The sequence below is a fragment of the Burkholderia arboris genome (assembly GCF_902499125.1).
Taxonomy (GTDB): Bacteria; Pseudomonadota; Gammaproteobacteria; order Burkholderiales; family Burkholderiaceae; genus Burkholderia; species Burkholderia arboris.
This window is the reverse complement of sequence record NZ_CABVPX010000003.1, coordinates 314,519-327,116: the sequence shown is the minus strand read 5'-3', so window position 1 is coordinate 327,116 and position 12,598 is coordinate 314,519. Positions and strand designations below refer to the sequence as shown.

The window sequence follows — 12,598 nt, the reverse complement described above, 5'->3', positions numbered from 1 at the left end:
CGGCCATCCGGCCGACTTCGTTTCAACCCGCCACTCGGAGACACTATGTACAAGCGTATTCTGGTTGCCGTCGACGGCAGCGACACGTCCCGCCATGCGTTCGATGCCGCACTGGCGCTCGCGAAAGCGCACGGCGCCGAGCTGCAGCCGTTCTACGTCGTCGAGAACGCCGCGATCTACTACAACGTGCCCGGCTACGATCCGTCCGTGCTGCGCGATCAGCTCGTCGCACAGGGCAACGAACTCGCTCGGGATTTCTCGAAGCTGATGCAGGCAGCCGGCGTGAAGGGCGAAACGCGGCTGAACGAAGCGACGTCGCTCAACGATGTCTCGTCGCTGATCCTCGACGGCGCAACAGCGTTCGGCGCCGATCTGCTCGTGCTCGGCACGCACGGCCGCCGCGGGTTCCGCCGCCTCGTGCTCGGCAGCATCGCCGAACAATGCGTGCGGCACGCGACGCTGCCCGTGCTGTTGATTCCGGCGGCCGCGAACGTCGACGAACAGGCCGCCTGAACGCCATCCGGCAGGCGCCACCGGTCGCGACGTTTTGTCACCCGACAGCGGCAACTTGCGGTGGGACAATGATTCCGTCGATTCAACGCCGGAGTAAACGATCATGCTGACGCCCGTCGCCACACGTCCCGCCGCCACGCCTCATGCCGGTAGCTGGGCTCCTCGCCAGGCCGCGCACTGCTCGTCGTGCGCAATGCGGCACCTGTGCATGCCGCAGGGCCTGGCACCTGAAGCACTCAGTCGCCTCGAGTCGGTCATCTGCGCAGCGCGCCCCGTGAAGCGCGGTGAAGCGCTGTTCCGCGAAGGCGACGCATTCGACAACCTGTATGCCGTGCGCTCGGGTTCGCTGAAAACCGTCGCGACGCGCCATGACGGCCGCGAACAAGTCACGGGCCTGCATCTTGCCGGTGAAGCGCTCGGCCTCGACGGCATCTGCGACGATGCCCATCCGCGCACCGCGGTCGCGCTGGAAGACAGCTCCGTCTGCGTGATCCCGTACAGCGCGCTGAAGACCCTGTGCTCGGAAGCCGGCTCGATGCAGCTGCGCATGCACAAGCTGATGAGCGAACAGATCGTGCGCGAAACGTCGCAAACGATGCTGCTCGGTTCGCTGAATGCCGAAGAGCGCGTCGCCGCGTTCCTGCTCGACGTCTCGTCGCGTTACCTGAAGCGCGGGTACTCGCCGTCGGAATTCAACCTGCGGATGACGCGCGAAGACATCGGCAGCTATCTCGGCATGACGCTCGAAACGGTCAGCCGCACGCTGTCCAAGTTCCAGAAACGCGGCCTGATCGAAATGCAGGGCCGCCACGTGCAGATCGTCGACTTCGACGGCCTGCATCAGGTCTGATCCTGCGCGGTGCGCGCGGTTCGCGCGCCGCCTGCATCGCATCCCGAATCAATCGAGAAACAGTGCGGCGCGCGTCTTCAGCGCCGCGCTGAAATCGTCGAGCCAGCCGATCGACAGACGCCAGCTCTGCCAGTAGAGATCGATGTCGATGGTCCGCCCGCGCGACATGTCCACGAGCTCACCCGCCGCCAGTTGGCGATCGACCATCCGGTCCGGGCACATCCCCCATCCCAATCCCGTTTCGCATGCGCGCAGATAGCCTGCGACGTGCGGTATCCAGTGCTGCGGCGGATCGAGATCCGCGCGCGTCACGCGCCGGATGAAACGCGCCTGCAGCCCGTCCTTCGGATTGAACATCACGCATGGCGCGCGGCGCAGCGCATCGCGCGTGATGCCCGCACCGAAATAGCGTTCGTAAAACGCCGGCGAGCACACCGCGCGATAGCGGATCCGCCCGAGCCGCTCCGACCGGCATCCCTGGATCGGCTCCGCCTGCGCGGTCACCGCGCCCTGCACGCTGCCGTCGCGAATGCGCGACGCCGTGTAATCCTGGTCGTCGATCACGAGGTCGAGCAATGTCTCGCGCTCCGTGCAAAACGGCCCGACCGCATCGATGAACCACGTCGCGACGCTGTCGTCGTTGACGGCCACGCGCAACGTCGGCCATGCGCTCGCGATCTGGCCCGGCAGCGCCGGCATCCGGCCGCCCAGTTCGGCTTCCAGCAGTTGCACGCGCTCGGTGTGCCGGCACAGCAGCGCGCCCGACGTCGTCACGACGCACGGCTGCCCGCGCTTGACGAGCACGCTGCCAACCCGTTCCTCCAGCAGCTTCACGCGCTGCGACACGGCCGACGGCGTGACATTCAGCTCCTTGGCCGCCCGCTCGAACGAACCGTGCCGGATCACGGCTGCGAGGGCATCGAGCAACGCGTAGTCGAGCATTAGATTTCCTTAATCTGCATTAGGTGATTTAGCTTCTCTTATCTTCATGCTGACCGCAGACTAGCGCTACCCGATTCATTCGTCTACTGCTTCTAACGCTGCCCATCATCATGAACTGGCTCGCTTTCTCCCACGGCGCCGCCCTGTGCGGATCGCTCATCGTCACCATCGGCGCACAGAATGCGTTCGTGCTCCGTCAGGGCATCATGCGCTCGCATGTCGGCAAGATCGTGCTGCTGTGTGCGGCGTCCGACATGATCCTGATCGGCGCGGGGGTCGGTGGCGCATCGGTACTCGTCGAGCGCTATCCGGCCTTCGTTCACGCGGTGCTGTATGTCGGCCTCGCCTATCTCGCGTGGTTCGGCATCAATGCGCTGCGCCGTGCGTTCAAGCCGGGCCACGAAACGCTCGACGTGCGCGGCGACGCAATCGCGCCGCCGCCGCAGAGCGGGCTCTCGATCGTGCTGATGACCCTCGCGTTCACGTGGCTCAACCCGCACGTCTATCTCGACACGTTCCTGCTGATCGGCACGGCCGGCGCGCGCGAGCCGGAAGGCGCGCGGCTCGCGTTCGCGATCGGCGCGATGACGGTCAGCGTCGTATGGTTCCTCGGGCTCGGATACGGGGCGCGATTGCTGGCGCCGTGGTTCCGCAAGGCGATGGCGTGGCGCGTGCTGGATGGTGCGATCGGCAGCATGGTGCTGTTTCTCGCGGCGGTGCAGTTGCGGTAGGGAAAGGGGTGTCGCGGCAGATCCGGTCTGCCGCGACCTCAGGTCAACCGTTCGCGATAGCGAACGGCATCGCGCTCGGCATCAGGCCGTCGATGCCGCGTCAGGCAGCGCGCCGCCGGTCATCGCAGGCTGGTTGCTCGCGAGCTGAGGCTCGTTGGCCGCCATCGGATCCTTCTGTTTGGCCGGATCGGCCTTGGCCACCCGCGTGTCGGCATGCTCGGCCTTGTCACCTTCGTAGCGCCAGTACAGGTACTTCTGGGCGCGTTTGCCCATGAAGTACTGGCGGTTGACCGACCAGCGGCTCGATTCGGCAAAGCCGACGTGACCGTCATCCATCTGTTTCTTGAACCCGGCAATCGAGTCGTGCACGTAATGGTCGAAGAACCGGTCGAACGTCGCGCGTGCCGCGGGATCGATGCCGCCCAGCCAGTTGCCCTTGACCCGCGTGGCCGCATCGATGGCCTTGTGCTGCTCCGATACGTAGCTCGTGAAGTAGCCGCCGGCGTCCTCGCGGATGCTTTCGGCGTCGTCGTTCCATTCGCTGTCGGTAGTGGCCATGTACGAATTCACGCCGCCCGGCGGCTTCAGCCGACCGTCGTGCAGGCGCCGGCTGCGGCTGGCACGCCACTGGTAGTAGCGATTCATGTGCCAGATGATCTGGGGTTCGAGCCTGTCGCTATTCGGCGCCACGCCCGCGCGCTTCTCGTTGCCCTGGCCCATGTACATGTTCCAGGCTGCCTCCAGGTCCTTGGAGATCTCGAACAGTTGCCCCGCGCTCGCCATGACTTCTTGCGGCGAACGGAACGGCACGCCGGCCTTCCATCCCTCGATATAGAGGTTGTTCAACGCGACGTTGGCCAGCTCGTTGGTGCGCCCCTCCTGGTAATCGCGCTCGTACCCGCCGCCCACGTCCGAGTGCATGCCCGGGTAGTACACCTCGCGGCAGTTCCCCGGAACCATCTGGTCCTCGCGCACCGAATCGCCGGGGAATTTCTCCCGGACTTCCTGCGACGCCACATAGTGAACGCACTGCCGCACGTAGCCCGGAATGCGGATATCGTTCGCCCACTCTGCATGGCCGCCTTTGTCGAGACCACGCAACACGCCACCGGCAATCGTCCCGAAGAACGGCCCGAGGATCGGCTGAACGAGGGTCGGCGCCTTCTTTTCGAGGCGGCTGCCACCAAAGCCCGTCGACGACACCGTATCGAGAATTCCCAGGAAATAGACGACCAGTTCGGGACGATGCCCCTTCATGTTCTTCTTGTTCCACCAAAGCCGCCCACCGATATTCTCGGTGAGCTTCTGGGTCAGCATGCGGACGAAGGCACGTGCTTCCGTCGCGCCGCGCGAGAAGCCGAACACGGCCACATTGATCTGGCTCACGGCCGGCATGTGTCGGGTCACGTGCCGATCGAGTTCGTTCAGCATCCATTGGATGCGCAATTCGCCTTTTCGCGCAGCGGCCATACCGAGCGCGTTATCGAGCCCTTTACCGGTGTCACCCACTTTGCTGCACGGTGTACCAACGCCCTCCACGTAGTTGCGGGACGTACGAGGAAACACGTCGTCTTCAGCATGCGCAAACTGCCAGAGCTTGGCGATGTTGCTGTACTTGGTCCGGTTGACGTCCGTCGAACCGCCGCCGTCGGCATCGTAGTTGTTGCCGGTACCATCGAAAAACGCCGTGAACCAAACGGGTTTAGGACATTCCTTGCATTGCTCGATCAGCAGCGGATCGAGCGCTTCCCGCTGCTTGCTCCGGATGGCGTCCTCGGCAGGCGTGATATCGGTGATGCGTCGGATGATGGGGGGATTGCTCATGGCAGATAGGCTCCTGTTCCGGCAATGCGTCCGGCGTCAATTCCATTGCGCCGGCTTCTTGCGGCCGTAGAACGGATTCGGAATTTCCTTCACGCATGCGCGATCCGTCAGCTTGGGCTGGCCGTCCCGCCGGGAAAGCTCGACCTTGGTCGGCGCACGGCCCAGGCTGAAATCCATGTCCCCTTCGACTCGGCCGTCCGGAAAGAAATGCAGCAACACGTTACCGTCCTTGTCCTTGATGGGCGGGCGCGTGATCGTGATTTCGCCCTCGCACCACGCCATCCCGGGCTGGGTTTCGCGATGCGTGTATTCGTCGTAGTTCCGGGACGACGCTTCCATCGCGCGCTTGTCGACCACGCGCTCCCACCACACCTTGAACTTCTTTGGCGTTTTCCAGCGGAAATCCCATGCGAGACTCGGCCGCGACCCCTTGCCGCCGCTCCAGTAGCTCTGCGTCCGCGGCGTCGCCCGCGCACCGTCGACACTCGCGGCATCATCCAGGTTGCCCTGGCCCGGCGGCAGCAGGTAGACCCGGTAAATGTCGTAGTCCGAATAGTTGTACGAGCCGGCCTTGATGATCTCGTAGTTCGGATCGTTCCATTTGGCGGTCGCGCCGGTTCCGAGGCTTTCCGGGCCACTCTCGGCCTTGCTGCACCCTGCCGCAAAGAAAGCCAGAACCGACAGCAGCGCGATCCAGCGGTGTTTCGTTCTCGACATCGTTGTTCTCTCGTGACATCCATTTAGGTGCGCATGACGCCCGTACGACAAACCTGACTCGATCGAGCTCAGCGGCGATGCGCACGGCGTGCGACGACATTCGCGCCAGCCGTCATCCCGCTGCTTCCTGCATCCGCTGCCAGCCCTCCGCCGGCACCAGCGCCAGCGCGTCCGGAAACGCCTGTCCTTGCGCCACCGCGTCGAACACGGCGGCCATCGCCGGGTCCTCGTCGAAGCGCGCGCCGTACCGCAATGCCAGTTCGCAATAGATCAGCAGCGACACCGCGCTTTCGGCGCCGTGCGCCTGGCATCGTGCCAGTTGATCGCGCACGAAGCCGTAGTGCTGCGCGGCCGGCAACGACGCCAGCAGCGCGGGCTTTTCGGCACGCAGCCGCTCGAGCATCGTGTACGGATAGCAGGCGGCGAGCAGGCCGTCCTCCTGCGCCTGGGACAACTGCAGCGGAAATTCGGCGGCCTGCCTGGCGTGGGCGGGCACGGCGATTTCCGCCGTCCGGATCTGCAGCTCGGTATCCCGGTGAATCCAGTGCCGCACGCCCTGCGCCAGATACGCGCGATGCGCAGCGGGCAGCATGTCGAGCCAGAACGGCAACACGCGCGGATCGAAGAAGCGCATCAGCATCACGCTCTCCATCTGCTCGAGCTGGACATCCACCATCGGCGCAAGATGCGCGGCCAGTCGCTCGAGCGGCAACGGCGAAACGAGCAGGCTCGCCGCCGGCCACGGAATGCTGCGCGGTTCGATCGCGTCCGCGCCGTCGGCGAGGGGCGCCCATTCGAACAGCAACGGTCCGACCGCTCGTGCATCGTCGTCGGCGTTGTCGAGCAGCGACGCCGCGACAAACGCGGGCCACGACGCCTTTTCTTCGTCCGCCAGGGTCTCCAGCAATGCGCCGTCGATCAGTACGTAAGCGTGCAGCCCGTCCTGCGACGACAGTGCAGCCTGCAGCGCGTCGGCCGCCTGCGCGGCCATCAGGTCATTCGTCATTCGCTGCCTTGCCTCACGCCTTGGCCGCGAACGGCGATGCCATCGACGCCGCATTGACCATGCACGGCGCGCACGCCGTGCCCGGGAACGCCTGCGCGGGCACCGGCAGGCTGTCCGGCCCGATGAACGTATGCGATGCGGCATGCGCAGTCCATTCGCCCTTGGTCCCGTGGACGATGCCGCTGCCGTTCCAGCGCGTATAGCTGGTGCCGCCGTTGATCAGGACTTCTTCCTTTGCGGTGATGGTGATGCGGTTCGCATCGACCTTCACGTCCAGCTTGGCCAGCACGTTGACGCTGTCCTTCAGCGCCTGGATGTCGATGTCCGCGGCGGCTGCCACGAGCCGGATGCCTTTCTCGAACGCGGCGACGCGCACCGCCTCCTGCGCGCTGACCAGCATGCTCTTGCCCGTGCCAATGCTCGTATGGGCGCCGCTCGTCAACGCGACGTGCTGGTCGCTCGCGACGTGGGTCGACCCCGTCGTCGTGGTCAGGATGCCGGCCGGGCTGGCGAGCGCCAGGAACGGCTGCGCGAACTCCGGAAACTCGCCCTGCTGCGGATTCCCGCCGCTCCCCTTGAGGCCGTCGTTCTGCGCCCTGAGCGCCTGATGGACCGCATCCTGGTCGCCGGACTCCTGCGCCTTCACGTCATGCGCGGAACCCGACAGCGATTCATGCAGATCGTGCGCCTTGTCGAGGCGCGCGACGGTCTCGCCGAGGTCCGTCGCATGAGCGCGCGCCTCGTAGCGCGCTTCGCTCGTCACCAGCAAACCCTTGGCCGCGCGTACCGCACCGTGCGCGTCGGTCCGCAACTCGAAACCGCGCGCGCGCTGATCGGTGCGCCCTTGCGTCTGGTCGATGCGGACGTTATGTCCCAGCGTCAGTTCGCTCGCGTCGGTATCGCTGCGCAGCTTCAACTGCAGCTGCTGCGGCGTGTCGTCGAGCAGCACGTGATTCGACCGGCCGCCCGCCGCATTGCCGCCGTCACCGGACAACTCGCGGCTGCGCAACCCCGTCAGCACCTGCTGGTCGGGAAGCGCCCACGGCGGCATCCGTTCCGCGTTGTACGTGGTGCCCGACACGACGGGCCGGTCGGGATTGCCGTCGAGGCACATCACCAGCACCTCGCTACCCACGCGCGGATGGGCAATCATGCCCTTCTCGCCACCGGCCCAGCCGGCGGCCACGCGAATCCGCGCGCTGAGCTGTGCCGCGCGATCCCAGTGGTACACGATGCAGACCCGGCCGTACTCGTCGACATCGACGCTGCCGGCGCCCTTCGCGCCCGCGACGGTCGCGGTTTGCGGCGCCAGCACGCGCACGGGTTCGCTGTTGAACCCGCGGCCCGGGCGCCACGGCGTATGCCGGAGGCCCGCGACGAAGCGGTTGCGGTACTCGGGCTTGCCGTCGGCCTGCAGGTAATTGTTCGCCGCTTCGTGCCGGGCTTCGAGAATCAGGTAGCGGTGATCCTCCGGGCTGCCCGACGACACGCTGAAGTGATCGGACAGCTGGAACCAGCGCCCGGGCAGGATGCCGTGATGGTTGCCGGCTGCGTCGAAACGCGATGCCGCCGCCTCGATCTCTTCCATCCGCACGCGCGTCAGCGCATCGCCGGCGCGCGCGTCCTTCACGAAACCGTAGTGCCCCACGTATTCATGGTGCTCGACCTGCGGCGCGACGCCCGGCGGGTGAAGCGTCGGAATCTGCGCATGGGCGGCATGCGGCGCCTTGAAGTCGAACGCCGTCGCGCTGTAACTGCCCGCGGACAGCGACCGCACCGCGGACCATTGCGAAATGGCGTCCGCGGCCATCGGGCCGTCGTGCGTCTGGAAGCGGATCTCCGGCGAACGGCCGTCGATGGCCGGGCACTGCACGGTGCTGTCGTCACCGACGATCAGCTTCAGGCCCTTCTCGTCGTGCTCCCACCAGTACAGGAACCCGACGGCTTCCAGATGGCGAACGATGTAGTTCCAGTCGCTTTCGCCGAGCCCTCCGCCCTGGACGTTCATGGTGCGCGCGGGATCGTCGCCTCGCACGCGCCAGTCCCAGGACGGTGCGAGCCCCTGGTAATCGGCGAGCAGCGTGCCGATCTGCTGCTGAAGCGACTGCCCGAGGAACAGGCGGTTGTTCACGCGGGTCCGCAGGAAGTGGCTCCACGGGCGCAGCACCGCGCGATATTCCGCGATCGAGTCGTCGTTGCGGACGAGCGAAAACTCCGTGCAATAGCCGGTGAAATAGCGAAGACCGCCGTCGGGGCGCACCATCGACACCGCGAGCAGCTTGCCCAGCATGTCGGCCAGCGTGACGCCCGCTTCGCCGGACAGCAGCGTCAGCTCGAACGTGAAGTCGATCCCGAGCCCCTCGTGCGCGACGAGCCGCTCGGCAACCAGCCGCGCCGGACGTTGCCGGCCATACGAGTCGGTAACCGAGGGGGCGTCGTCGTGAGGGAAAGACAGCGCAAGCAGGCGCTTGTCTTGCAGAAAAAACGGGGTTCGAATGAGTGCCGCAAGGTCAGCCATGACCGCCTCAGAATGATTATTCGTTCGTATGGCAGCGGCCTGTTGCCGCTCTTAATTTTGGGATGAAAGGATATCGTAGACAATCCACCGCGACAACATTGGCGTCCTGCGTCGTTTCCCTAGTTCCGCACGGAAAATCGGTAATAAATACAGCATCTTGCGTGCGCCGGCTGCGACGCTCGAACGGATATCGGCGCCATGATGACGTCACCTTGTCCGGCATCCCGGCGCACGATCGCGAAACACGCCGGTTGGCACGCCCGTGACGGAACCTCGCCACGCGCTTTGCCGTCTCAACGCGACCGGCTTCACCTCCCGCAGTCCCATCCCTTCACCCGCAGCTATCGGAGCAGAACATGGCACACCGCACCCTCGGCACGTCGACTATCCAGGTTTCGCCGCTCGCATTCGGCGGCAACGTCTTCGGCTGGACCGTCGACGAGCACGCATCGTTCGCACTGCTCGACGCGCTCGCCGACACCGGCATCAACTTCATCGACACGGCCGACGTCTATTCGGCCTGGGTACCCGGCAACAGCGGCGGCGAATCGGAAACGATCATCGGCAAGTGGCTCAAGCGTTCCGGCAAGCGCGAGCAGGTCGTGATCGCGACCAAGGTCGGCCTGCTGGCCGCGCGCGCCGGGCTGTCGAAGGGCAACGTCCTGAAGGCCGTCGACGATTCGCTGCGCCGCCTGCAGACCGACTACATCGACCTGTATTTCTCGCACCGCGACCTCGCCGACACGGCCCCGCTCGAAGAAACGCTCGGCGCGTACCAGGCGCTGATCGACGCGGGCAAGGTGCGCATCATCGGCGCATCGAACTACAGCGGCGCGCGCCTGCGCGAAGCCGCCGCCATCAGCCAGCGCGACGGGTTGCCCGCGTACCAGGTCATCCAGCCCGAATACAACCTGATCGACCGTGCCGACTACGAACGCGATCTCGAGCCGGTCGTGCGCGACCTGAAGCTCGGCGTCGTGAACTACTACGCGCTCGCGAGCGGCTTCCTGTCGGGCAAGTACCGCAGCGAGGCCGACCTGAAGAAGAGCGTGCGCGGCGATCGCGTCGCCGGCTATCTCAACGAACGCGGGCTGCGCATCCTCGCGGCGCTCGATGCCGTGTCGGAGAAGCACCGCACGCAACCGGCCGCGATCGCGCTCGCGTGGCAGATCGCGCGGCCGACGATCACCGCGCCGATCGCCAGCGCGACGTCGCTCGCGCAGCTCGAACTGCTCGGCGAAGCGATCCGCGTTCAGCTCGATCAGGACGATATCCGCCAGATCGACGAGGCGAGCGCGACCTGAGGTCCGCGACGGCGGCGGGCCGGCCGGCGGAGCCGCGCAATCCGCGCGGTTTCACGACCGGCCTGTGTCCTGAGTGCTTCGGTTTCGCCGCGTGCGCGAAGGCGGAAGTTCGCGGAATGACGGATGGATACAATGGCGAGCCTCCTTCGCGCCCGAACCCGTCCCACGCACACAAACCGTCGATGATCCGAATCACGCGCCGCGCCCGATTCTCCCGCCCGTTCGCCGCAGCGATTGCCGCACTGCTCGCCTGCGCGCCGGCCGTGTCCTTTGCAGGCTGGTACGAAATCGCGAATTACACCGGCACGATCGGCAATGCACCCGTCCACGTATCGCTGCAGACCTACGACGCAATCAACCACAACGACGCAGGCCGCTGGCGCGTCGACGGCAGCTATTACTACGACGCGCATCGCAAACCGATCCCGTTGCGGGGCCACCGCGAGCCCGACGGCCGCATGACGCTGTGCGAAGCGTCATCACCCGCATCGAACGCCGACTCGCCGGTCGTGCCGGCCGCATCGCCAGCGCGGCCGAAGCCCTGCCCGATCGCGCTGACGGTCGCCGGAAAAACGGCAACCGGCACCTGGGACGACGGCCGCAACACGCTCCCGATCACGCTGAACGAAGTCGGGCGACTGAACGACAACGACCAGGATCACCCGCAGCTCGACGGCACCGTCGAGATCCCGATGTGGTATCGCACGAAGACGCACATGCTGGTCGGCGCCTATGCGCTGTCCGACAAGTGCGGCGTGGCGATGCAATCGCTGCGGGCCGTGAACATCGCGACGGGCCGCATCGACCGCACGATCGCACTCGGCTGCGATGCGGGGATGGTGATGACGTCGATCTACGCGAACGTCGCCGACGCGCGGCGGGCCGGCTACGTGAGCGTCGAGTTCCGTGACGGCAAGATGGGCTACGAGCAGGACGTGTCGCTCGGGCTGCCGTCGTCTTCATCGAAGTAACCCGGCACGGCCTAGCCCAAAATCGCACACGTGTTTTGACTCGCACGGCCGCTTCCTTTGACTCTGCCGGACATCGATCGCGCAACCGCCCGCAGCGCCCCGCTGCAAGCGCGTCACGCGCTTGCCCCGGGTCTTTCACGGATTGACCGCGCCATTCGGCGTGCCCGAGACTGCGCCGCTCAGGCGGTCATTGGGAGAACGTCATGCCGGACACCAGCACGGAGATCGCCACGGTCTCGACGCGCGCCGTACGCGGCGCCGAGCGCGTCGACTTCTGGGTCGACCATGTCGCGCGCACGCTCGTGCGGATCGAATGCAGCGGAAAGTCGTCCGAAGGCATCGACGCGTCGATGCGCAAGCGCGATCTCGGGCTGTTCGGCGCATGCGACATCGTCGCGAACCGGCACGCGGTCGTGCGCACGCCGCACAACATCCACGCAGACCAGCGCGACGCGGTGTTCATCTGCCTGATGCACGAAGGGCGGGGTTACACGTTCCAGGACGTCGACTGCATGCAGCACGGGCCCGGCGACCTCGTGCTGTACGACACGTCGATGCCGTACGGTCACGGCTTTCCCGCGGACATGGCGATGACCGTGCTCGACGTGCCGCGCGACGTGTTCGAAGCGCGTGTGGGGCCGTGGCGCTACCGCAGCCTCGTCAAGATCGATCGCGACGACGGTGTGACGTCGTGGGCCGTGCGGCAGGTGTACGCGCTGCTCGCCGCGCCGCAGGAGCCCGCGCCCGACGCACGCGAACGGCGCGCCGCCGCGATCCTCGATCTCGTGCAGTCGATGCTGCGGCTGCGCGACGGCGACGCATCGCCGACGAAGTCGACCGTCCACACGCTGTCGCGCGCAAAGGCGTTCATCGACAGCCATCTCGCCGACGACGAACTCGACAGCCGGTCGGTCAGCCGCGCGATCAACCTGTCGCCACGCCAGCTTGCGCGCGTGTTCGAGATCGAAGGGATGCCGCTCACGCGCTACATCCTCGCGCGGCGGCTCGAACGCTGCCGCGCCGACCTGCGCGACCGGTCGCTGAAGCACCTGACGGTCAGCGAAATCGCGTTCCGCTGGGGCTTCAACAACAGCGCGCACTTCAGCCGCAGCTATCGCGCACGTTTCGGCGAGACGCCGAGCGACACGCGCGCCCCCGCCGACGCGCGCTAGCGCGCGTGCGCGCCGCCCCCCCGCCGCCATGTCCGGACGAGGCAAGCACG

At 66.2% G+C, this 12,598-nt stretch carries 11 protein-coding genes; 6 read left to right on the top strand and 5 right to left on the bottom strand.

What is annotated here, in order from left to right; genetic code table 11:
• Positions 1–45: 45 nt before the first annotated feature.
• Both BLA15945_RS05870 and fnr read left to right on the top strand, forming a co-directional pair.
• Positions 46–513, top strand: coding sequence for a universal stress protein (locus BLA15945_RS05870; protein ID WP_059238189.1), 468 nt, complete (start codon positions 46–48; stop codon positions 511–513).
• 103 nt (positions 514–616) lie between these two features.
• Positions 617–1,363: a fumarate/nitrate reduction transcriptional regulator Fnr gene (gene fnr, locus BLA15945_RS05865; protein WP_059238191.1), complete on the top strand. Its 747-nt coding sequence runs from the start codon at positions 617–619 to the stop codon at positions 1,361–1,363.
• A 48-nt stretch (positions 1,364–1,411) separates the two neighbouring features.
• Here fnr and BLA15945_RS05860 read toward each other — a convergent pair whose 3' ends face one another.
• The gene (locus BLA15945_RS05860) at positions 1,412–2,305 is read right to left on the bottom strand and encodes a LysR family transcriptional regulator ArgP (protein ID WP_174991752.1); all 894 of its coding nucleotides are present in this window, start codon (positions 2,303–2,305) and stop codon (positions 1,412–1,414) included.
• 110 nt (positions 2,306–2,415) lie between these two features.
• Between BLA15945_RS05860 and BLA15945_RS05855 the strand changes: the two genes are divergently transcribed.
• The gene (locus BLA15945_RS05855; protein ID WP_174991751.1) at positions 2,416–3,036 is read left to right on the top strand and encodes a LysE/ArgO family amino acid transporter; all 621 of its coding nucleotides are present in this window, start codon (positions 2,416–2,418) and stop codon (positions 3,034–3,036) included.
• Positions 3,037–3,117: 81 nt separating this feature from the next.
• Here BLA15945_RS05855 and BLA15945_RS05850 read toward each other — a convergent pair whose 3' ends face one another.
• The 4 genes from BLA15945_RS05850 to BLA15945_RS05835 all read right to left on the bottom strand — a co-directional run bounded on the left by BLA15945_RS05850 (position 3,118) and on the right by BLA15945_RS05835 (position 9,101).
• Complete coding sequence (locus tag BLA15945_RS05850; RefSeq protein WP_174991750.1) at positions 3,118–4,860, bottom strand: T6SS phospholipase effector Tle1-like catalytic domain-containing protein; 1,743 nt, start codon at positions 4,858–4,860, stop codon at positions 3,118–3,120.
• Positions 4,861–4,896: 36 nt separating this feature from the next.
• Positions 4,897–5,577 (bottom strand): DUF3304 domain-containing protein, encoded by a 681-nt coding sequence (locus BLA15945_RS05845; protein WP_174991749.1) that lies wholly within the window; start codon positions 5,575–5,577, stop codon positions 4,897–4,899.
• Between the two features lie 112 nt (positions 5,578–5,689).
• Complete coding sequence (locus tag BLA15945_RS05840; protein WP_174991748.1) at positions 5,690–6,583, bottom strand: DUF4123 domain-containing protein; 894 nt, start codon at positions 6,581–6,583, stop codon at positions 5,690–5,692.
• Between the two features lie 13 nt (positions 6,584–6,596).
• Positions 6,597–9,101 carry a type VI secretion system Vgr family protein gene (locus BLA15945_RS05835; protein ID WP_174991747.1) on the bottom strand — a complete coding sequence of 835 codons (2,505 nt, stop codon included), beginning with the start codon at positions 9,099–9,101 and terminating at the stop codon, positions 6,597–6,599.
• A 356-nt stretch (positions 9,102–9,457) separates the two neighbouring features.
• On the opposite strand from BLA15945_RS05835, the gene BLA15945_RS05830 reads away from it, so the two are divergent.
• From BLA15945_RS05830 to BLA15945_RS05820, 3 genes are all read left to right on the top strand, one after another.
• On the top strand, positions 9,458–10,405 hold the full coding sequence (locus BLA15945_RS05830) for an aldo/keto reductase (protein WP_174991746.1): 948 nt from the start codon (positions 9,458–9,460) through the stop codon (positions 10,403–10,405).
• 182 nt (positions 10,406–10,587) lie between these two features.
• Positions 10,588–11,376: a hypothetical protein gene (locus tag BLA15945_RS05825; RefSeq protein WP_174991745.1), complete on the top strand. Its 789-nt coding sequence runs from the start codon at positions 10,588–10,590 to the stop codon at positions 11,374–11,376.
• A gap of 203 nt (positions 11,377–11,579) precedes the next feature.
• Positions 11,580–12,548 carry a helix-turn-helix domain-containing protein gene (locus tag BLA15945_RS05820; RefSeq protein WP_059238209.1) on the top strand — a complete coding sequence of 323 codons (969 nt, stop codon included), beginning with the start codon at positions 11,580–11,582 and terminating at the stop codon, positions 12,546–12,548.
• The last annotated feature ends 50 nt before the right edge of the window (positions 12,549–12,598 follow it).

Coding starts and splice junctions, on each gene's coding strand:
- BLA15945_RS05870 (WP_059238189.1), top strand. CDS start 46: ATGTACAAGCGTATTCTGGTTGCCGTCGACGGCAGCGACACGTCCCGC.
- fnr (WP_059238191.1), top strand. CDS start 617: ATGCTGACGCCCGTCGCCACACGTCCCGCCGCCACGCCTCATGCCGGT.
- BLA15945_RS05860 (WP_174991752.1), bottom strand. CDS start 2,305: ATGCTCGACTACGCGTTGCTCGATGCCCTCGCAGCCGTGATCCGGCAC.
- BLA15945_RS05855 (WP_174991751.1), top strand. CDS start 2,416: ATGAACTGGCTCGCTTTCTCCCACGGCGCCGCCCTGTGCGGATCGCTC.
- BLA15945_RS05850 (WP_174991750.1), bottom strand. CDS start 4,860: ATGAGCAATCCCCCCATCATCCGACGCATCACCGATATCACGCCTGCC.
- BLA15945_RS05845 (WP_174991749.1), bottom strand. CDS start 5,577: ATGTCGAGAACGAAACACCGCTGGATCGCGCTGCTGTCGGTTCTGGCT.
- BLA15945_RS05840 (WP_174991748.1), bottom strand. CDS start 6,583: ATGACGAATGACCTGATGGCCGCGCAGGCGGCCGACGCGCTGCAGGCT.
- BLA15945_RS05835 (WP_174991747.1), bottom strand. CDS start 9,101: ATGGCTGACCTTGCGGCACTCATTCGAACCCCGTTTTTTCTGCAAGAC.
- BLA15945_RS05830 (WP_174991746.1), top strand. CDS start 9,458: ATGGCACACCGCACCCTCGGCACGTCGACTATCCAGGTTTCGCCGCTC.
- BLA15945_RS05825 (WP_174991745.1), top strand. CDS start 10,588: ATGATCCGAATCACGCGCCGCGCCCGATTCTCCCGCCCGTTCGCCGCA.
- BLA15945_RS05820 (WP_059238209.1), top strand. CDS start 11,580: ATGCCGGACACCAGCACGGAGATCGCCACGGTCTCGACGCGCGCCGTA.